The 20,137-nt window shown below is 72.7% G+C and carries 19 protein-coding genes; 14 read left to right on the top strand and 5 right to left on the bottom strand.

The window, feature by feature from the left end:
• On the bottom strand, positions 1-1,107 hold the full coding sequence (locus AWQ71_RS12645; RefSeq protein WP_067131856.1) for a DUF3866 family protein: 1,107 nt from the start codon (positions 1,105-1,107) through the stop codon (positions 1-3).
• 67 nt (positions 1,108-1,174) lie between these two features.
• On the opposite strand from AWQ71_RS12645, the gene AWQ71_RS12650 reads away from it, so the two are divergent.
• From AWQ71_RS12650 to AWQ71_RS12680, 8 genes are all read left to right on the top strand, one after another.
• Entirely contained in the window at positions 1,175-2,116 is a 942-nt protein-coding gene (locus tag AWQ71_RS12650) for a helix-turn-helix transcriptional regulator (RefSeq protein ID WP_067131859.1), read from the top strand.
• A 49-nt stretch (positions 2,117-2,165) separates the two neighbouring features.
• Complete coding sequence (locus AWQ71_RS12655; protein WP_067131862.1) at positions 2,166-3,119, top strand: helix-turn-helix transcriptional regulator; 954 nt, start codon at positions 2,166-2,168, stop codon at positions 3,117-3,119.
• A 54-nt stretch (positions 3,120-3,173) separates the two neighbouring features.
• Positions 3,174-3,362: a hypothetical protein gene (locus tag AWQ71_RS12660; protein ID WP_067131865.1), complete on the top strand. Its 189-nt coding sequence runs from the start codon at positions 3,174-3,176 to the stop codon at positions 3,360-3,362.
• Between the two features lie 65 nt (positions 3,363-3,427).
• Entirely contained in the window at positions 3,428-3,781 is a 354-nt protein-coding gene (tatA, locus tag AWQ71_RS12665; RefSeq protein WP_067131868.1) for a Sec-independent protein translocase subunit TatA, read from the top strand.
• Between the two features lie 28 nt (positions 3,782-3,809).
• Positions 3,810-4,667 carry a twin-arginine translocase subunit TatC gene (gene tatC / locus AWQ71_RS12670; RefSeq protein WP_067131871.1) on the top strand — a complete coding sequence of 286 codons (858 nt, stop codon included), beginning with the start codon at positions 3,810-3,812 and terminating at the stop codon, positions 4,665-4,667.
• Positions 4,668-4,749: 82 nt separating this feature from the next.
• Complete coding sequence (locus AWQ71_RS12675; protein ID WP_067131874.1) at positions 4,750-5,694, top strand: diacylglycerol/lipid kinase family protein; 945 nt, start codon at positions 4,750-4,752, stop codon at positions 5,692-5,694.
• Between the two features lie 190 nt (positions 5,695-5,884).
• Positions 5,885-6,058, top strand: a complete 174-nt coding sequence (locus tag AWQ71_RS41555) for a hypothetical protein (RefSeq protein ID WP_157570317.1) — start codon at positions 5,885-5,887, stop codon at positions 6,056-6,058.
• A 125-nt stretch (positions 6,059-6,183) separates the two neighbouring features.
• On the top strand, positions 6,184-6,831 hold the full coding sequence (locus AWQ71_RS12680; RefSeq protein WP_157570318.1) for a hypothetical protein: 648 nt from the start codon (positions 6,184-6,186) through the stop codon (positions 6,829-6,831).
• 154 nt (positions 6,832-6,985) lie between these two features.
• Here the strand turns inward: AWQ71_RS12680 and AWQ71_RS12685 are convergent, their stop codons facing one another.
• Positions 6,986-7,513: a hypothetical protein gene (locus tag AWQ71_RS12685; protein ID WP_067131880.1), complete on the bottom strand. Its 528-nt coding sequence runs from the start codon at positions 7,511-7,513 to the stop codon at positions 6,986-6,988.
• Between the two features lie 317 nt (positions 7,514-7,830).
• Here AWQ71_RS12685 and AWQ71_RS12690 point away from each other — a divergent pair, with 317 nt between their 5' ends.
• From AWQ71_RS12690 to AWQ71_RS42625, 3 genes are all read left to right on the top strand, one after another.
• Positions 7,831-8,682, top strand: coding sequence for a sulfite exporter TauE/SafE family protein (locus AWQ71_RS12690; protein ID WP_245658247.1), 852 nt, complete (start codon positions 7,831-7,833; stop codon positions 8,680-8,682).
• A 200-nt stretch (positions 8,683-8,882) separates the two neighbouring features.
• Complete coding sequence (locus AWQ71_RS12695; protein ID WP_067131883.1) at positions 8,883-11,597, top strand: DEAD/DEAH box helicase; 2,715 nt, start codon at positions 8,883-8,885, stop codon at positions 11,595-11,597.
• Between the two features lie 179 nt (positions 11,598-11,776).
• Entirely contained in the window at positions 11,777-11,944 is a 168-nt protein-coding gene (locus AWQ71_RS42625) for a hypothetical protein (RefSeq protein ID WP_169806557.1), read from the top strand.
• Positions 11,945-12,025: 81 nt separating this feature from the next.
• Here the strand turns inward: AWQ71_RS42625 and AWQ71_RS12700 are convergent, their stop codons facing one another.
• On the bottom strand, positions 12,026-12,931 hold the full coding sequence (locus AWQ71_RS12700; protein ID WP_067132337.1) for a 5'-3' exonuclease: 906 nt from the start codon (positions 12,929-12,931) through the stop codon (positions 12,026-12,028).
• Positions 12,932-13,037: 106 nt separating this feature from the next.
• Positions 13,038-13,892: a PP2C family protein-serine/threonine phosphatase gene (locus tag AWQ71_RS12705; protein WP_084258821.1), complete on the bottom strand. Its 855-nt coding sequence runs from the start codon at positions 13,890-13,892 to the stop codon at positions 13,038-13,040.
• 218 nt (positions 13,893-14,110) lie between these two features.
• On the opposite strand from AWQ71_RS12705, the gene AWQ71_RS12710 reads away from it, so the two are divergent.
• Together AWQ71_RS12710 and AWQ71_RS12715 are read left to right on the top strand one after the other, a co-directional pair.
• On the top strand, positions 14,111-15,226 hold the full coding sequence (locus AWQ71_RS12710; protein WP_245658248.1) for a M24 family metallopeptidase: 1,116 nt from the start codon (positions 14,111-14,113) through the stop codon (positions 15,224-15,226).
• Between the two features lie 50 nt (positions 15,227-15,276).
• On the top strand, positions 15,277-15,933 hold the full coding sequence (locus AWQ71_RS12715; protein ID WP_067131893.1) for a GNAT family N-acetyltransferase: 657 nt from the start codon (positions 15,277-15,279) through the stop codon (positions 15,931-15,933).
• 15 nt (positions 15,934-15,948) lie between these two features.
• On the opposite strand, the gene AWQ71_RS12720 is transcribed toward AWQ71_RS12715, so the two are convergent.
• Positions 15,949-16,545 carry a DUF4291 domain-containing protein gene (locus tag AWQ71_RS12720; protein ID WP_067132340.1) on the bottom strand — a complete coding sequence of 199 codons (597 nt, stop codon included), beginning with the start codon at positions 16,543-16,545 and terminating at the stop codon, positions 15,949-15,951.
• Between the two features lie 134 nt (positions 16,546-16,679).
• Here AWQ71_RS12720 and AWQ71_RS12725 point away from each other — a divergent pair, with 134 nt between their 5' ends.
• Positions 16,680-20,135 carry a serine/threonine-protein kinase gene (locus AWQ71_RS12725; protein ID WP_067131896.1) on the top strand — a complete coding sequence of 1,152 codons (3,456 nt, stop codon included), beginning with the start codon at positions 16,680-16,682 and terminating at the stop codon, positions 20,133-20,135.
• Positions 20,136-20,137 lie beyond the last annotated feature (2 nt).

The following is a 20,137-nucleotide window of genomic DNA, read 5'->3' on the forward strand; positions in this document are numbered from 1 at the left end:
TCAGGCGAGGAGGGAGGCGGCGTGGCGGCCGGCCGCGGCCGAGGCCAGGAAGCCGGCGAGGTCCTCGTCGAGTCCCCGGCCCATCGTGGACAGCCGGACCGGGCTGCGCCGCAGCGCCTCGTACAGGCCGTCCACGGGCACCCGGACCAGCTCATGCCGTACGGCGAGGGCCTCGGCCTGCTCCGCCACCCGCCTGCCGAACTCGCCCGGCAGCTCCGGGACCACGACCTGCGCCCGGGTGAGCGCGACCCGCCCGTACGCGGTGAGTGAGTGGTGCGACACCCCCTGGTGGCGTTCGCGCAGGTCGCCCTCGCTCACCCGGAGCGCGGCCACCGGGCGTCCGCCCAGGGCGGCCACCGCGTTGACGGCCTCGCCCGCCGAGACGCCGGAGAAACCCCAGCGCGTGCCGGTGCCGAGGTTGCCCGGCCCCTGGGCGACGATCGCGACGTCCGCGCCCAGGACGTGCCGGGCCGCGAGCAGACCCGTGTGCAGGGTCGCCGCCTCCACATCGCCGCCGAACGCCTGGCCGGTCGTGACCACGCCGCACAGCCAGTCCAGCTCGCGCAGGCGGGCGGCCGACATGGAGAACCAGGCGGGGAGCGCCCCGCCGTCCGGCATCACGTACGCGACGCGGGGGTGCGGCCCCGGCCAGGGGAGATCGCCGTCCCCCGCGACGGAGTGGGTCGCGTCGAACAGGCCGCACAGGACGGCGGGCAGGGCCGAGTGCAGGTCCGCGACGATCACGGGCATCCCGTCGATCGAGTCGGCGTCCCTGAGGAGCGGGTGGTGGGGCGAGTCCTGCTCGTCCGCGCCGAGGACCGTCGCCTGCAGCGGGGTGTACCGCGCCTTGACCAGATGGCCCGGTCCCGAAGGATCTTGTGGCAAACGGTCCGGGACGGCGACCACCATGGCGTAACCTCCCGTACCGAGACCCATGGCGAGCGCGGTCGTGTTCAGCAGCACCGTGTCGCCGGGCTCAGGACGACCGACCAGCGAGGGATAGGCCAGCGCCCGGCACTCTCCCTCCGGGACGGTGACGTCCAGCTCCATGGCCCCCGGCCATTCCCGCCGGACCCGGAGCACCTCGCCCTTGCGCCATCTGATCACGTCGCAAAGGGTAGCGTTCAGCACGGAATGACGGGGCGCGTCCGAACGAGGCCGGAGGGGAGGCACGATGTCACGTCGGAAGACCGAGCGCCTGCTCAATCTTGTGATCTGCCTGCTCGCGACCCATCGGCCGCTGAGTGCCGAGCAGATCAGGCAGGCCGTGCCCGGGTACGACCCGGACAACGACGAGGCGTTTCAGCGCATGTTCGAGCGCGACAAGAACGAGCTGCGCGAGATCGGCATCCCCATCGATGTCCACAAGGACCCCTGGGACGACGATCCCGGCTATCGGATCGTCCGTGAGTCGTACGAGCTGCCCGAGATCACGCTTGAGCACGATGAGGCGGCGGTCATCGGGCTCGCCGCCCAGGTCTGGCAGCGGGCCAGCCTCGCCGAGGCGGCCAGTGGCGCCCTGCTCAAGCTGCGGGCGGGCGGCGTGCGCGCGGACCTCTCCCCGAGCCCGCTCGAACTCCGGGTGGACACCCGCGACCCGGCCTTCCCCCCGCTGTGGGAGGCGGTCAGGGATCGCCGCGCGGTGACCTTCGGCTACCGGCGGGCGGCGGGCGAGTCGGTGCTGACCCGCACCGTCGAGCCGTGGGGCGTGGTTAGCCGGCGCGGCCGGTGGTACGTCGTCGGCCACGACCGCGACCGGGGTGCGTCCCGGGTGTTCCGGCTCGGCCGCATCGTCGGCACGGTCACCCCGATCGGCAGGCCCGGCAGCGTGATCGTGCCGGAGGGCGTGGACCTGCGCGCCATGGTCGGATTCCAGGAGATGGGCGTCGAGCGGACCGCCCTCGTCCGGGTCCGCCGGGGCACCTGCCTCGGGCTGCGCCGCGCGGCACAGGAACTGCGGCCCGGCCGGGACGGCTGGGACGAGGCGGAGCTGACCTTCTCCGACCCCGAGTGGCTGGCCGGCTGGATCGCCAGCCTCGGCTCCGACGCCGTCGTCGTCGGCCCGCCGGACGCGCGCGAGGCCGTGATCCGCCGGTTGAAGGGCGCACTCCAGTGACCGCCACGCCGCCCCGGCACCGCCGCGCCGTACGAAGGGGGATCGAGCGATGAGTTCCGACCGGCTGCCGCGCCTGCTCGCGCTGGTGCCGTACCTGATGTCGCACCCGGGCGCGGAGGTGCCCGAGGTGGCCGAGCTGTTCGGCCTGTCGGAGAAGCAGCTCATCGACGACCTCCAGCTCGTGTGGATGTGCGGGCTCCCCGGCCACACCCCCGGCGACCTGATCGACGTCTCCTGGGACGGCGGCGAGATCATCATCGACAACGCCGACACGATCGCCCGGCCGCTCAAGCTCGGCGTGGACGAGGCGAGCGCGCTGCTCGTGGCGCTGCGGATGCTCGGCGAGCTGCCCGAGTTCAAGGACATGGACGTGCTCGGCCGCGTGATCGCCAAGCTGGAGAGCGCGGCGGGCGAGGGCGCGGCCACGGTCAGCGCCCAGGTCCAGGTCGAGATCGGCGCGGCGCCGGGCGCGCACGCGGCCATCACGGACGCGACGCGGCGGCGCAGGCGGCTCTCGCTGCGCTACTACGTGCCCGGCAGGGATGAGATCACTCCCCGCGAGGTGGACCCGATCCGGGTCGTGCTCGTGGAGGGGCGGCACTACCTCGAGGGCTGGTGCTACCGGGCCGAGGCCATGCGGATGTTCCGTGTCGATCGGATCGTCGAGGTCGAGATCCTCGACGTGCCCGCCGACCCCCCGGCCGAGGCCGAGCCGATGGACGTCACCGAGGGCGTGTTCCGGCCCTCCGAAAGCGACGAGCTGGTGGAGCTGGAACTCACCGCCATGGGGCGCTGGGTCGCGGAGTACTACCCCTGCGAGGAGGTCACCGAGCTGGGTGAGGGCCGCCTGCGGGTCACCCTCCGGGTGCGCGACCAGTCCTGGCTCGTACGGCTCGCGCTCCGGCTGGGCGAGAACGGCACGGTGATCGCGCCCCCGTCGCTGACCGAGCAGGTCGCCGACGCCGCCCGGCAGGCCCTGGCCAACTACGAGCACATGGCCTGATCGGCTGCGACCGGGGGCGGCGACCGCGACCCGGCATCGGTACGATGGCGCATCATGATCTGGATCTCTACCGCGGTCGGACTGGCGGTCCTGGGCCTCGCCGTTCTCGGCGTGCTCGCGGCCCGGGTGTTCGTCGCGGCCCGTGATCTGAGCCGGGAACTCGACCGGACGCGTCAGCGGCTGGAGCGACATTCCGGTGAATTTCGGGTGCGGATAGGGACCAACCAGGACGGGCAAGGGTGAAGACTGCCCATCACACCGCGTACCATCGGGCTGAGGTACTTCCCTGCGTTTGCTAAGGATGCGTTATGGGCAACTTGGGCCCCACTGAGCTGATCATCATTGGCGTGGTCGTCCTGCTCCTGTTCGGCGCCAAGCGGTTGCCTGACACGGCGAAGGCGCTGGGCCAGTCCCTGCGGCTCTTCAAGAAGGAGACCGCGAAGCTCCGCGACGACGACTCGTCCGAGCCCACCGTGGTCAAGGCGCAGGCCGAGACCGTCACGGCGCCGGCGGCGCCGCAGCAGGTGACCACCGCCTCCTCGGTCGAGGACCGGCTCCGCGCGCTGGAGGAGGAGAACCGGCGTCTGAAGGCCGCCACCTCCGAGCCCACGGTCAACGGCACGCCGCTCTCGCAGACGCAGAAGGACCAGTCGTCGAGCTGAGCTCCCTCCCCGCGGTAAGGATCCCCAGATGGCGCTGCTGAAGCGGTCGAGCACGGCTGCCCCCGCCGACGACGACGGTCGCATGACACTCATGGAGCACGTCCGTGAGCTGCGCAACCGTTTGATCAAGATGATCCTCGCCGTGCTCGCCGGCACGATCATCGGGTTCGTCTTCTTCGACCCCATCTGGACCTTCATGACGGGGCCGTTCTGCCGGCTTCCCGAGGCGTACAAGCTCAACGGCGGCGCGGGCTGCACGCTGGTCGTGCACGGCGTGCTGGACGGTTTCTTCATCAACCTGAAGGTCGCGGCGATCTTCGGCGCCGTCGTCAGCGCGCCGATCTGGCTCTACCAGATCTGGGCGTTCGTCACCCCCGGCCTCTACAACAACGAGCGGCGTTACTCGCTGACCTTCCTTGGCCTGGCCGTCCCGCTGTTCGGCGCGGGCGCCGCCCTCGCGTACCTCACCCTGGACAAGGGGCTCGCGCTGCTCCTGGGGTTCGTCCCCGCGAACGCCGTCCCACTGATCGACGTGAGCGACTATCTCGGGTTCCTGATCATGATGCTCGTCATCTTCGGGATCTCGTTCCTGATGCCGCTGCTGATGGTGTTCTTGAACTTCCTCGGGGTGCTGAGGTTCAAGACGGTCGCCAAGCACCAGCGGATGGTCGTCTTCCTGCTCTTCGTGTTCGCCGCGGTGGCCACGCCGAGCCAGGACCCGTTCACCATGCTGGCGCTGGCCATCCCCATGGTGCTGCTGTTCTTCGCCGCCGAGGGCGTCATGTACCTCCGCGACCGCAAGCGCGACGCGGAGGAGGCCGCCCGGGAGAAGGCGCTCGAAGAGGAGCTCGACGGAACGGCCGTCGCCGCCGACGACGACTGGTAGCCGGCCGGGCGCGGGCCCGGCCGCTGCGAGGGGATCGCTCCCGGGTCTCGACTGCGGGGATTCGTCCCGATAGGTTCCGGGTGTGTCCGGTGATCTCGTCGTTCTGGTGAACCCCACCGCCCGCGGCGGCAGGGCCCGCCGGGTGGTCGATCCTGTCGTACAGCGGCTGCGGGAGGGCGGACACGACGTCCGCGTGATCGTCGGCGCGTCCGCCGAGGACGCCCTCGCCAGGGCGCGTACGGCGGTCGCGCAGGGACCGGACGCGCTGGTCGCGCTCGGCGGCGACGGGCTGGTGCATCTCGCGGTGCAGGCCGTGGCGGACACGGGCGTCCCCCTCGGCATCGTCCCGGCCGGGACGGGCAACGACATCGCGTCCGCGCTGGGCATCCCCCGCGATCCGCTGGCCGCGGCCGCCATCGTGGCCGGGGCGGCGGGCGGCGACGGCGCGGCGGTCCGGTCGGTGGACGCGGCCCAGGTCGGTGGCCCGGGCGGCGCGGACCGACGATGGTTCGCCGGGGTCGTCGCCTGCGGCTTCGACTCGCGGGTGAACGAGCGCGCCAACGGCATCGCGTGGCCCCCGGGGATGGCCAAGTACCTCGTGGCGCTGGTCCAGGAACTGCGTTCCTTCACCCCGATCCCGTTCCGGATCACGCTCGGCTCCGGCGACGGCGCGGAGGAGACGGAGGTCATCGAGCGGGAGGCGATGCTGGTGGCCGTGGCCAACACCCGCTCATACGGCGCCGGAATGCGGGTCTGCCCGGACGCCCGGCCGGACGACGGCCTGTTCGACGTGCTCGTCCTGGGGGCGGTGCCCAAGGGGGAGTTCCTCCGTACGTTCCCGAAGGTCTACCGGGGCGGTCACGTGGGGCATCCGGCGGTGACCATCCGGAGGGCGGCCCGCGTCACGCTGGAGGCGGTCGGGCCCGGGGCCGATGTGGTCGCCTACGCCGACGGGGAGCGGGTGGGCCCGGTCCCCGTGACCTGCGCGGTGGTGCCGGGCGCGCTGCGTGTGCTGGTGCCCGCCTGAGAGCGGACGCGAGCCGTTCGCCGGGACGAGGACCGTCCTGATCATTTCGTTTCGCCGCTCGTCGGACGGGCAATTACTGTCCGCAGTCGCTCCGATGCCGGCACCGATCAAACGGGCATCCACTGCGGGACACATCGCGCGACCCGCACCTACGGCGGGAGCTCCGCAACACAGCAGTCGGGGGAATCACATGGCCAACGACGCCCTCACGCCATCGGATCCGATCGGCGTCGAGGTGTGGGTTCTGCAGTTCCTGCGCCTCACGGGTGCCTGTGCGTCCGTACCCGATCAGCGCGTCTACCTGCCCCAGAGCATCGTGCCGCTCCGGCCCGGCTCCCGATCGGAGGAGCCCGCCGCCGAGTGACGGCGCGAAGGTCGCCGATGAGAGGCCGCGCCCAACCGCGGCTAGAGTCGTCGCTTCCTGGAAGATCAAGCGATCAGGAGGCAGTTGTGGCGTTCGGCAGGAACCGGAAAGCCGATGAGCCGCCGGTGGAGCCCGTCGCGTGGACGGAGGCCTGGGAGTTCGTCGTGGGCAAGGTGGAGCGCCCGGAGACGCCCAAGCGCAAGAAGGCGAGCTGGGGAGCGCACGCGGTGCGGGTTCCCGGCGGAGGGAAGTTCGACAAGGTCCTCGCCCCATGCGCGTACGTCGCCTCCGGGCGGTCCGAGGGGTTGCCCGCGGCTCCGGGGCTGACCCTCTTCGAGGACGCCGCCCAGCAGCGTCTGCTCTGTTATGTCGCGGCTCCCCAGGAGGTGGACGGGGAGCGCCACCATGTCGTGCACGACGGGCAGGGCCAGGTCATCGGCACCATTAAGCGGATCCCGCCGAAGCGCCCGTTCCGGCACACCTGGCGGATCGAGCAGCCGGGACATCCGGAGATCACGGGACGCAACGAGTGGGCGAGTGGCAGCGCCACAGAGATCGCCGGGCTGGCGGCCGTACGGTTGCTGTCCACGGTTGTCGACGGTCTGCTCTCTCCTGGAGACGGGTCTGATCAGGGTGGGAAACCCCGCTCACTCGAATGGCGGGCGGGCGATGAGGTCGTGATGACCTCGGAGGGGAGCGCCCAGGTCAGGATCCGCAAGGAATGGCTGGATCGGCGTCTCGCCTTCGCCTACGCGCTCATCGGGGACGCCTGAGGCGCCACGCGACCCCACCGGCGCCGAGGCGGCTCGTCACCGGGGGCGGAGTGCTCTGTCCCCCGCCGTGCGGAGAGCGGCGACGGCGTGTCGCCGTCGCCGCTCCGACGGCCCGCCTCACGCGGGCCGTTCTACCGGCCGGAGCCGATCACGATCAGGGTGTCGACTCCTCGGTGCCGCCACCGCCGTGCCCCGGCCACATCGGCCGGCTGAGGTCCGCGACAAACGCGGCGGGGGCGGATTCGCCCTTTCCGACGGCGACAACGAACGCCTTGTCACCGGTCGCGATCTCGGCCAGCCCATTGCGCCCCGTGGAGACGCGGCTGGAGTCGGTGACGGCGTACTTCTGTGCGACGCCGTCCAGGCCCTTGATCTCGATGGAGTTCTGGTCGACCGATGTCACGGTGCCGCTGTGCACGGTGAGGGTCTGCTGGCCGCCACCCTCCTTCGTGATGGTCAGCTCGCCGCGGATGGAGCCGATCGAGTGGCCGCCGGGCGTCTCCTCGCTCGGAGACAGCGTCGTCCGGGCGGAGGGGGAGTCGCCGCTGGCCGCGGCGGCCACGCCCGTACCCGTGGCGAGGAGCAGCACGGTGGCGGCTCCGAGAAGGAGTCCGCGACGCGCCGCGCTTCGGGCCGGTTTGGTGGTGGGGAGGTGGGTTCGGGTGATCTCGAGATCGGTCATAAGGCTTGGGGCGGAGAACCCCGCCTCAGTGCGCGAGGTGGGGAAGACCGCCCCTCCTCCTCTCGGGTTCCCGTTGTGCGGTATCCGTCGTTTTCGGGTCCGCACGCGGTGTGGCTGCCCCTCTACCCGGCTGAGGACGATGGTGACGGCCGGGTCGGTAAAGACCTCGTCGAGGCGGAACCGCCGGAGCGCGAATCAGGCGCTGCAGCGGCGGGAGTCGAAGATGTGCTCATGGCCGGCGCTGTTGAAGGCTGCCCCAACGCGAGCGGGCCACGTAGGGTGCTCGCGGCACAAGCGCGACAAGGAGCGTGACAGGCGTGGCCCCGGACGACAGCGCTATTCCCGCCCGCGTGGTGACCTCGCTCCCGCTGGCGTTCACCGCCGGGGCGGCGGTGGGCGCGCTGGGCGGGATGATCGGCCTGGGCGGTGCGGAGTTCCGGCTGCCGCTGCTGATCGGCCTGTTCGGATTCGCCGCGCTGGCCGCGGTCATCTTGAACAAAGCGATGAGCCTGATCGTGGTGCTCACCGCCTTGCCCGCTCGCCTGGCCACTGTCCCGCCGGCCGATTTGGGCGCGCATTGGACGGTCGTGGTCAACCTGCTGGCCGGCAGCCTGCTGGGGGCCTGGGCCGGTGCCTCATGGGCGGTGCGGATGCGCGGCGCGACCTTGTACAAGGTGCTGGCGGCCCTGATGGTGCTCATGGCCGCCGCGCTGGTGCTCACCCACACCGCCACCGTGGGTGCCCTGCCCCTGCCCGGTCCCGTGCGGGCCGTCGCCGGAGTGGCGGCCGGGTTCGGCATCGGAGTGGTGGCGGCGATCATGGGAGTCGCCGGCGGGGAACTGCTGATCCCCACGATCGTGCTGCTGTACGCCATCGACATCAAGGTCGCCGGCAGCCTGTCCCTGCTGGTGTCCCTGCCCACCATGCTGGTGGCCTTCGCCCGTTACAGCCGAGACGGCAGCTTCGCCGTCCTGCGCTCCAACCTGCGTTTCACCGTCACCATGGTCGCCGGTTCCATCGCCGGGGCTCTGCTGGGCGGCCTGCTGCTTGGCGTGATCCCTGACAGGGTGCTGATCCCCGCTCTCGCCGTCATCCTGCTGATCTCAGCGGCCAAGCTGGCCCGCCACGCTCCTCCGGACGCGAGACAGGCCGGCTTGCCGGACAACTGAGGGCAGAACACCTTGTCCGCCGGGCCGGCGGACAAGTAAAACGCCTGTGGAGCTGGGGTAGGACCTCAACGAGAGTTCTCTCGGACGGGGCGCCCGGCGGTGAAGCGGGAAGCCTGACCGGTGACGGTGGGAATCCCCCTCGTTTACGAGGGGGAGGATGTCAATCGGCCTTTCCTCCAGGGATCTGTAGGGTTGGACCCATGAGCACGCCGGCGGAACGCTACGCCGCCTTCCGTGAGCAGCAGGCCGGTAGCGGGCCCGCCCTCACCTCGTTCCGGGGTCTGTACGACTTCGCGCTCGACGAGTTCCAGATCGACGCCTGCGAGGCGCTGGAGGCCGGAGACGGCGTCCTGGTCGCCGCCCCCACCGGGTCGGGCAAGACGGTTGTCGGGGAGTTCGCCGTCCACCTCGCTCTTGAGCAGGGGCGCAAATGTTTCTACACCACCCCCATCAAGGCGCTGTCGAACCAGAAGTACAACGACCTCGTCCGCCGGTACGGCGCGGCCAAGGTGGGCCTGCTCACCGGGGACAACAGCGTCAACGGCGAGGCCCCGATCGTCGTCATGACCACCGAGGTCCTGCGCAACATGCTGTACGCCGGGTCCGGCACGCTCGCCGGGCTCGGCTACGTCGTGATGGACGAGGTGCACTACCTCGCTGACCGGTTCCGCGGCGCGGTGTGGGAAGAGGTGATCATCCACCTGCCCGAGTCGGTGCGGGTGGCCGCGCTCTCCGCCACGGTCAGCAACGCCGAGGAGTTCGGCGAGTGGCTCGGCGAGGTCCGCGGCGAGACCACCGTCATCGTGGACGAGCACCGCCCGGTGCCGCTGTGGCAGCACATGCTGGTCGGCAACCGCCTGTACGACCTGTTCGCCAACGAGAGCGACGGCGTGCTGCGGATCAACCCCAACCTGATGCGGATCTCCCGCGACGAGGTGCGGGAGGCCCAGGCCCGGGGACGGCGCGGCTACTCCCGGCCGCGGCGCGGTCCCGCCGCGAACCGGCCCGGCGTCATCGAGAAGCTCGACACGGAGGGGCTGCTGCCCGCGATCACGTTCATCTTCTCCCGCGCGGGGTGCGACAGCGCCGTGATGCAGTGCCTGTACGCGGGCCTGCGGCTGACCACGGAGAAGGAACGGCACGAGATCCGGCAGATCGTCGACGAGCGCACCGCGCACCTGCCGGACGAGGACCTGGCCGTCCTGGGCTACCTGGAGTGGCGCGAGTGCCTGGAACGCGGGCTCGCCGCCCACCACGCGGGGATGCTGCCCGCGTTCAAGGAGGTCGTCGAGGAGCTGTTCACCAAGGGGCTGGTCAAGGCTGTGTTCGCCACCGAGACCCTGGCGCTGGGCATCAACATGCCCGCCCGCTCGGTGGTGATCGAGAAGCTCGACAAGTGGAACGGTGAGACCCACGCCGACCTCACGCCGGGGGAGTACACCCAGCTGACCGGCCGGGCCGGGCGGCGGGGGATCGACGTCGAGGGCCACGCGGTCGTGGTGTGGCAGCCGGGCATGGACCCGGTCTCCGTGGCCGGGCTCGCCAGCACCCGCACGTACCCGCTGCGCTCCAGCTTCCGTCCGTCGTACAACATGGCGGTCAACCTGGTCGGGCAGGTCGGCCGGGTCCGGGCTCGCGCGCTGTTGGAGGACTCCTTCGCGCAGTTCCAGGCCGACCGGGCGGTCGTCGGACTGGCCCGCCAGCTCCGCAAGTCCGAGCAGGCCCTGGAGGGCTACACCGAGGCCATGACCTGCCACCTCGGCGACTTCCCGGAGTACGCGGCGCTGCGCAGGCGGCTGTCGGACCGCGAGTCCGAGCTGGCCCGCCAGCGCGGGGCCGCCCGCAGGGCCGAGGCCGCACGGTCCCTGGAGGAGCTGAAGCCCGGCGACGTCATCCGGGTCCCCGGTGGGCGGCGGGCCGGGCTGGCGGTGATCCTCGACCCTGGCGTGAAGGTCAGGGGAGAGGGACCGTCCCCGCTCGTGCTCACCGCGGGCAAGCAGGTGAAGCGGCTGTCCCCGGCCGACTTCCCGGTGCCGGTGGAACCGGTCGAGCGCATCAGGATCCCCAAGGGCTTCAACGCCCGCACCCCCAAGGATCGGGCCAACCTCGTCTCCACCATGCACGCCAAGGTCGGCGATCGCGACCTGGGCAAGCCGCCGCGCGCCAGGGACCACGTCACCGAGGACGAGGAGATCCTGCGGCTGCGCCGGCAGCTCCGGCAGCACCCCTGCCACGGCTGCGACGAGCGCGAGGACCACGCCCGCTGGGCCGAGCGGTACCACAAGCTGCTGCGCGAGACCGAAGGGCTGCGCCGCCGGGTGGAGGGGCGCTCGCACGTCATCGCCCGGACCTTCGACCGGGTCTGCGGCGTGCTCGACCAGCTCGGCTACCTGGAGGAGGAGAACGTCACGCAGGAGGGGCGGCGGCTGGCCAAGCTCTACACCGAGCTGGACCTGCTCACCGCCGAGTGCCTGCGCGCGGGGCTGTGGGACCGGCTGGACCCGGCCGAGCTGGCCGCCTGCGTGTCGTCGCTGATCTACGAGTCGCGGCAGTCGGACGAGGCTCGCAACCCGCGCATCCCGGCCGGGCCGGCCCAGGAGGCGCTGGCGGCCATGATCCGGCTGTGGGGCGAGCTGGAGTCCATCGAGGAGGACCACGGGCTCTCCTTCACCAAGGAGCCCGATCTCGGGTTCGTCTGGACGGCGTTCCGCTGGGCCAAGGGGCACAGCCTCGACGCCGTGCTCACCGACGGCGATCTCGCGGCCGGCGACCTGGTCCGCTGGATGAAGCAGCTCCTCGACCTGCTCGGCCAGCTCAGAGATGCCGCGCCGGTCGGGAGCAAGGTCAAGGAGAACGCCGACAAGGCCATCGACGCGCTGCGTCGCGGGGTCGTCGCGTACTCCTCCGTCGGCTGACGTCGCACGCCCGCACGCCCGGTCGTACCCCGGGCGTGTCCGGGCGTGCACGGCGAACTGACCGCCCGGTCGGGCGTGTGTAGCGGCTGGTTCGCGGACAGTAACCGCGCGGCAAGGTTCTCGGGTGATCTGGGCGGAAATTTCCCTATAACAAGCCCCCTGGGTCCCTGGAGGTAGGGATGTTCGCTCTCCTCGCCGCGTTGTTCTTCCTCGCCGCGCTGGTCTTCGCCATCGGCGGCTGGGCCGTCGGCGCCGTCCTCACGGTGACCACCCTCGGCGTCGCCGGCCTGTTCTTCCTCGCGCTGCACCTCGGCGGGTACGGCACGAGCTGGAGCCTCAAGAAGTAGCCTCCCGCGGCTACGCACCAGGAAACACCGCGGGCCCCGAGGACGGCCGTCCTCGGGGCCCGCGGTGTGCGGTGCGGACGTTCAGGCCGCCGTACGCGAGGAGAGCGCGGAGAGCAGGCGGTTCACCGGGCCATCCAGACCGTACCGGTCGGCGAGGGCCACCAGGCGCTCGGCGTCGCGCGGCCCGGCCGGGCAGGCCAGGTCGGCGGCGGGCATCGGCGCGTCGTGCGCCACCCGCACCACGGCGGGCGCGACGTCGAGGTAGGCGCGGGCGGCGGCCAGCTTGGCCCGCGTCCCGGAGGGGAAGCCCTCCTGGACGCCCTCGTCGAGCGCGCCGAGCAGCTTCACCAGGGAGCCGAACCGGCTGACCAGGGCGGCGGCCGACTTCTCGCCGATGCCGGGGACGCCGGGCAGGCCGTCACTCGGGTCGCCGCGCAGCGTGGCGAAGTCGGCGTACGTCCGGCCGGGGATGCCGTACTTCTGCGTCACGAACGCCTCGTCGACCGTCTGGAGATTCCGGATTCCCCTTACTGTGTACAGGACCCGGCACGGGCGCGCGTCGTCCACGAGCTGGAAGAGATCGCGGTCGCCGGTGACGATGTCGACCGCGCCGGCCTCTCGGTGGGCCAGGGTCCCGATGACGTCGTCCGCCTCGTAGCCCTCGGCGGCGAGCCGTGCGATGCCGACCGCGTCGAGGAACTCCTCGATGACGGGGATCTGCGGGACCAGGGCGTCGGGTACCTCCTCCTCGTTCCCGGTCGCGACGCGGTGCGCCTTGTACGAGGGGATCGCGGCGACCCGGAAGGCGGGGCGCCAGTCGGCGTCCATGCAGGCGGCCAGGCCGGTGGGCGAGTGGTCGCGGACCAGCGTGGCGATCATGTCGATCAACCCGCGTACGGCGTTGACCGGCATGCCGTCCGGCGCGGTGATCGAATCAGGCACGCCGTAGAAAGCGCGGAAGTAGAGCGACGGGGTGTCGAGAAGCATCAGCACCCGTCCATTGTCGCGCTCCGGAGCGGCGGCGGCGCGGCTCGTGTTCGGCGCCGCGTCAGCGCCGGAGCGCACGTATGGTTCCCGCCGCCGCGTGTGCGTGCTAGCCGTCGAGGACGCCGACCGCGAGGAGACAGGTGTCGTCCTCGGGGTTCGGGCCGCCGAGCGCGTCGAGCAGCCGGTCGAGGCCGGGGTCGAGGTCGTCGTGCCCGGAGATCATCTCGGCCGCGTCGAGGGTCAGGGCGAGGCCCTCGTCGATGTCGCGCGAGCGTCGCTCGACCAGGCCGTCGGTGAACATCAGCAGCAGGTCGTCCGGGCGGAGCGGTATCTCGGCCACGCTGTATCTCGGGCCGGGAGCCGCGCCGAGGACCACGCCTTGCGGCGGCTGGAGCTGCCGGGCGATGCCGTCCCGGACCAGGATGGGCGACAGGTGGCCCGCCTGGGCCCAGGTGAAGACCCGGGTGGCCGGGTCGAACCGGCCGACGATCACGGTCGCGGTGGTCTCGTCGAGGCGGCTGAGCACGAGCTCGTTGAGCCAGGCCAGGAGCCGGTCCGGGGACTCGCCGGTCATGGTCAGCCCCACCAGCGCGTGCCTGAGCTGGGCCATCTGCGCGATGGCGGGCAGTCCGTGGCCGGAGACGTCGCCGATGGCGAGGAGCATCCGCCCGTCCGGGAGCTGGGCCGCCTCGTACCAGTCGCCGCCGAGGCTGGCCGCCTTCTCCGCCGGGACGTAGCGGACCGCGACCCGCGCGTGCGGGAGGTCGATGGAGCCGCCCGGCTCGGGCAGGATCGCGTCGCGCAGGGCCAGCGTGACCGTGCGGTCCTCGGCGGCCTGCTCGCGCACTTCGAGCAGCTGCGTTCGCAGCCTGTCCACGATCTCCGCGGTCGTCGTGGGGACCACTGGGCGTTCGCCGGTGAGGGGAGGGCATGGTCCGGCGCCGCCAGCTACGGCGATCATGGTTGAGTAGCTCCTCGAGCAGGAAGGGATGGGGAGCGACAGAGAGTGACTGTCTAGAGGCGCAGCGTAGCACCGTGGGGGAGGTTCTCCGAACCGCGGGGGTGGCCCCGAGGGGGTCCCCGACCAGGCCCGTCACCTGCTCTCCCGGCGGCTCCCGAGCCACTCCCGGAGGGCACCTGATGTGGGCCGTCCGCGTGTCTGTCGTTAGATTGGATCGCGTGACAACGACGTCCTCTGATCTCTATCCCGTGTCCCGACTCGCCGCCGTCCGGGAGGCGACCGCCGCCGCCGGTCTTGACGCGCTGCTGCTCACGCCCGGCCCCGACCTCCGCTACATCAGCGGGTACGACGCGCTGCCGCTGGAGCGGCTCACCTGCCTGGTCGTCCCGGTCTCCGGGGAGCCGTTCATGATGGTCCCGCGGCTCGAACTGCCGGCCGCCGAGCACTCGCCCGCCTCGCGGCTCGGCGTCGAGTTCGTCGCCTGGGACGAGACGGACGACCCGTACGCGCACGTCGCGCACCGGATCGGCTCCGTGGCCAAGGTGGGGCTCGCGGACCGGATGTGGGCTCTGCAGTCGCTGCGCTTCCGTGCGGCGATGCCGGGCGTCGAGCAGGTGCTCGGCGGGTCGGTGCTCGGCCCGCTGCGGGCGCGTAAGTCCCCCGCCGAGGTCGCCGCGCTGCGGGCCGCGGGCGCCGCGATCGACGCGGTCCACGCCCAGGTGCCGCAGTTCCTCAAGGCCGGGCGCACCGAGCGTGTCGTGGGCAAGGACATCGCCGAGGCGATCCTCGCCGCCGGGCACGCCACGGTCGACTTCGTGATCGTCGGCTCCGGCCCGAACGGCGCCAGCCCGCACCACGAGGTGTCCGACCGGGTCATCCAGCCGGGTGACGCCGTGGTGGTGGACATCGGCGGCACGATGCCGAGCGGCTACTGCTCGGACTCCACCCGGGTCTACTGCGTGGGCGAGCCGTCGCCGGAGTTCGTGAAGTACTACGAGGTGCTCAAGGAGGCCCAGGAGGCGGCCTGCGCCCACGTGCGGCCCGGCGTCACCTGCGAGTCCGTCGACGCCGCCGCCCGTGACGTGATCACGGAGGCCGGTTACGGCGAGTACTTCATCCACCGGACCGGGCACGGCATCGGCCTGGAGACCCACGAGGACCCGTACATGGTGTCCGGCAACACCACGCTGATGGAGCCGGGCTTCGCGTTCTCGGTCGAGCCCGGGATCTACCTGCCCGGCCGCCACGGCGCGCGGATCGAGGACATCATGATCTGTGGGGAGACCACGGGCGAGCGGCTGAACCACAGCACCCGCGACCTCGTCATCGTCTAGCGGCGGGAGGGGTGGCACCTGGTGGCGATGATGTATTCCGCGGTGCGCCGGTGAGCGGCGCGGCGCATCCGCTGGCGGAGGTGCTGGACGCCGCCGGCAAGGGCGCCTTCCCCGAGCCGGACGGCGCCGTACGCTTCCTGGGCCAGCCGAACGCCCGGGACTGCGGCGTGATCGCCTTCACCGCGCACAGCGTCGTCTTCGCGGACGTGGACCCGGCGTGGGCGCGCGGGCTGCTGCCGGAGGACGACCTGTCCGCGCCGCTGAACCCGCCGTTCCTCAGCGCTCTGGAGGAGCGGACCGGGCGCAGGGTGAACAACATCGACATGCTGGTGGTGGCGGAACCGCTGCCGGGTCCGCCCCCGCTCGCCCTCACCGAGATCACCGACCCCGGCCACCCCCGGGTGCGCTATGCCGTACGGCACCGGGACGGTGTGCGGGTGTGGCGGGCGGACGGCGGGATCGTCCTGCTCGGCCGGGGCGTGGCGGGCCGCTGGGAGATCGCGGTCGAGGTCGATCCCGGCCACCGCGGCCGGGGGCTCGGCGCGCTGCTGGCCCGCGCCGGACGGCACCTGCTCGGTGAGGGGCGGGTGGTGTGGGCCCAGATCGCTCCCGGAAACGCGGCGAGCGTCCGGACCTTCCTGTCCGCCGGGTTCACGCCGGTCGGGGCCGAGGCCTTGCTCGTCCCGGCCGCCGATCACGACGTGTGACGACCGGGTGGGCGGTCAGGCGGCGGCGTCCGGTGTGGCGCCGATGGCGTGTGCCAGAGACACGGGCAGGGGGTAGGGACGCTCGACGGGGAGCAACTCGGTCACGTCCCGCCCCTCCCGCACCGCCGCGTGGATGTCCCGGACCCGGCCGGTGACGTCGGCGATGCCCACGATCCACTCGTCCACGTAGCGGCCGACCGACTCCCCGGACAGGCCGATCTGGATGGAGCGGTACGGCAGGGCGTTGTGGTGCGGGTCCCGCTCGGGGTCCCACTGGATCCGGACGGGGCTGCGCCGGAGCCGCTCCGCCCATGCGTCCCGGTCGGCGCCGTCCGGGTGGCTGAGGCAGGCGTGCCCGAGCGCCCACTCGAACCCGGATCGGGAGATGTCGATCGCCAGGACGCGGGTCTGCCCCGGCTTCGCGGCCCAGCCGCAGCGGTACATCATCCAGAGGAACGAGGGCTTGATCCACGTCATGCGCTCGCGCTTGAACGGCGGGACGAACCGCCCCGCCGCGACGGCGGGGCCGGCGATCGCCGGATCGTAGGCCTGGTAGACGGTGACGGCCTCCTCGTCGTAGGCGGCGCGGATTTGCCGGTAGGGCGTTTTCATGCCGCTCAGCGTCGCGAATCCGTCCGCGGCCCGGCAACCGCATTTCGGGTTGTCGAGCCGCATCGAGGGAGCAGGCGCTCCGCTCGGTGAAACGGCCTCTTGGCCGGTGGCGGCCGACGTAGCACCATCGGTGCGTGGCGGCCCTGGCTCCCGGCGACCCGCGCCGGATCGGTGAGTACTGGCTCGCCGGTCGGCTGGGCGAGGGCGGCCAGGGGATCGTCTACGAGGCGTACGACGCGGCGGGCCGCCGGGTGGCCGTCAAGGTGCTGCGCGCCGGCGACGGGGTGGGCACGCGCGCGAGGTTCGCCAAGGAGGCCGCCGCCGCGCGCCGGGTCGCCCCGTTCTGCACGGCGCGGGTGATCGAGGCCGACCTCGACGCGCCCCTGCCGCACATCGTGAGCGAGTACGTGGGCGGGCCGAGTCTGCGCCGGGCGGTCGAGCTGGACGGGCCGTACGAGGAGGACCGGCTCTACCGGCTGGCCACCGGCGTGGCGACCGCGCTGGCGGCCATCCATCAGGCGTCGGTCATCCACCGCGACCTCAAACCGGACAATGTGCTCATCGGCCCGGACGGGCCGAGGGTGATCGACTTCGGGATCGCCCGGACCCGCGAGATGTCGCTCACGACCACGGGACACATGGCGGGCACGCCGGCGTTCATGGCGCCGGAGATCGTCCTCGGGCGGCGCGCGGGCCCGGAGGTGGATGTTTGGGCGTGGGGCGCGGTCACGGTGTTCGCCGCGACCGGGCGTGAGCCGTTCGGCGGGGACGGCGTCGCCGCGCTCTTCCACGGGATCCTGGCCGAGGAGCCGGATCTCTCCATGCTCAAGGAGCCGCTGCGCGGCCTGGTCGCCGCGGCGATGGCGAAGGACCCGCGCGACCGGCCGTCCTCCCGCAGGCTGCTGCTCGGCCTCGTCGGCGGCGGCGACGAGCTGGCGCCGCTGCTCGCGGCGGGCACCCGTACGGCGGAGCTGGTCCGGCCCCCGGCGGGCGCCTCCCCGCCGTCGCTGGCGACGCTGGCCGAGGAGGTCTACGCCGGGCTGGTCCCCGGGGATCGGGCGCTGGTGCCCCGGGTGCTGCTCCGCATGATCACGCCGGGGGAGGGCGGCGACGACCTGCCGAGGAGGGTCCGTCCGGACGATCTCCTCGACGGCGTGGTGGGGGCGGAGACCGCCGAGCGCGTGCTGTCCGCGTTCGCCCGGATGGACCTGGTGGCGCGGGAGGGTGGCGAGGTGTCCGTCGCGAACGCGGCTCTGCCCCGGGCCTGGCCGCGGCTGCGGGAGTGGATCGACGCGGAGCGGGACGGCCTGCGCTTTCACCGGCGGCTCGGCGAGGCGGCCGCGCTGTGGGACGGCCACGGCCGCCGCCCCGGCGACCTCTACCAGGGGACGGCGCTGGAGACGGCGGTGGCGTGGGCCGCCACCGGCCGCCGGCACGTCACGCTCAACCTGCTGGAGAGCGCCTTCCTCGACGCCTCGCTCGCGCTCGGCCGGGTGCGCGGCCGGCGCAGGCGCCAGCTCACCGCGGCGCTCGCCGCGCTGCTCGTCCTCGCGCTCGCGTCGGCCGTGGTCGCGGTCGTGCAGGGGGCCGCGGCCGCCCGGCAGCGCGACGTCGCCGCCGCGCGGCAGACGGCCGCCCGCGCCGACTCGCTGCGGTCGTCCGACCCGGCCACGGCGATGCTGCTGAGCGTCGCCGCGTGGCGGCTCGCCCCGGTGTCCGAGGCGCGGGCCGCGCTGTACGGCTCGCTCGCCCAGCGCGAGCGCCGCGTGTCCGCGCCGCCGAAGGTCACGGCCGAGGCGCGCTTCGCCCTCAGCGGCGACGGCCTGACCCTCGCCGTCGTGGACCAGGACCGCGCGGTGCTGTGGGACGTGGCGGCCGGCCGGGAACGCGGCGCGGTGTCCGGCGTGGGCCGCGCCGTTCGGGAGGTCGCGCTGAGCCGGGACGGCAGGTGGCTCGCGGTCGCGGGAGAGCGATCGGTGCGCGTCTGGGACCTGTCGGCGCGGCGTCCGGCCGGGCCGGAGATCGCCGGGGCGGCGCGGTGGCTGGAGTTCGGCCCGAGCGGGCGGCTGCTCGCCCTGGTGACCGACGGCGGCCGGTGGCAGGTCTGGGGCGTGGCCGGCGGCGCCCGGCTGATCGACCGTCCCGCCTCGGGGGCCGAGGCCGTAGCGGTGTCGTACGACGACCGGCTGGCGGCGCCGATGCTGGACGGCGACCGCTTCGAGCTGTGGGACCTGACCACGGGGCGGCGGCTGCGCGCCCCAGGTGGAGGGCGGGCGGTCTGGGTCGCCTTCGATCCCGACGGCCGGACCCTCGCCGTGAGCGCGGGGCCCGACGTCGTCTTCTGGGACCTGACCGGCCGCGCCCGGCCCGGGACGCGTTTGGAGGGCGCGGGGGCGGTCTGGCTGGCCTTCGGCGCCGATGGCCGCCTCGTGGTCACCTATGACAAGCGGAGCGTCGGCCTGTGGACGTCCGAGGGCGTGTCGCTCCTGCGCTATCCGCTGGCCGACACCACCGGGATGCCGTCGGCCGCGATCGGCGCGGACGGCCGCGCCCTCAGCTACCTCCTCGGCGGGGGAGCGGTCGCGGTGCTGGACGTGGACGCCGGCGATCGGCCGCCGCGGCTCGCCTCCGAGATCCGGACGGTCGCCTTCGGCGGCGACGCGCGCCTGGCCGCCGTGCAGACCGCGACCTCCCTTGAGCTGTGGGACGTCGCCGCGGGCCGGAGGCTCGGCGATCCCCTGGAGTCCCCGGCGGCCACGGCGCTCGCGTTCAGCCCCGACGGTCGGCTGCTGGCCGTGGGCGCGGAGGATCCCCCGGTGCTCACCCTGTGGGACGTGGCCCGGCGGGAACGGCTGGCCGCCCTTCCGCTCGCGGACGTGAGCTGGGTGGGCGGGCTGGCCTTCAGCCCCGACGGGCGGACGCTCGCGGTGTCCCCGTCGAACGGCAGCTTCGAGCGGGTGCAGCTCTGGGACGTGGCCGCGCACAGGAAGTCGGCGGTCCTCGCGCACGAGGGCGGGGACGTCATGGCGTTCCGGCCGGACGGCGCGGCCCTGGCGGTGGGCGGGCTCGGCAACGCGCTCGTCGCGCTCCCGAGCGGGCGGGTCTGGGACCGGCCCTTCGGGCCCAGCGACGACGGCGTGCGCTCGGTGGCGTTCAGCCCGGACAGCCGCACTGTCGCGACCGGGTTCAGCAAGCTCGGGGTGGACCTGTGGGACGCCTCGACCCGCCGCCGGATCGGCCGTCTCGCGCCGACCCAGGGACGCCTCGACGACGTGGTGGCGCTGGCGTTCTCCCCGGACGGCCGCCTGCTGGCCACCGGAGGGGCGAGCGGCGACGTGCGTCTGTGGGACGTGGCGGCGCGGCTGCCGCTCGGCCGGCCGTACTCGGCGCACTCGGGGCAGGTGGCGGCCCTCGCGTTCGGCCCGGGCGGGCGCGATCTCTACAGCCTGGGCGGGGACGGAACGCTGCAGCGTTATCCCGTCGATCCCGAGCGGGCCGCGGCGGCGGTCTGCGCGCGTGCCGGGACGACGTTGTCGGAGGACGAATGGCGAGGCCTCATTCCCGAGGCGTCCTATCGAAAGGTGTGTTGACC

Origin of the sequence: Microtetraspora malaysiensis (assembly GCF_001528665.1) — a bacterium.
Taxonomy (GTDB): domain Bacteria; phylum Actinomycetota; class Actinomycetes; order Streptosporangiales; family Streptosporangiaceae; genus Microtetraspora_A; species Microtetraspora_A malaysiensis.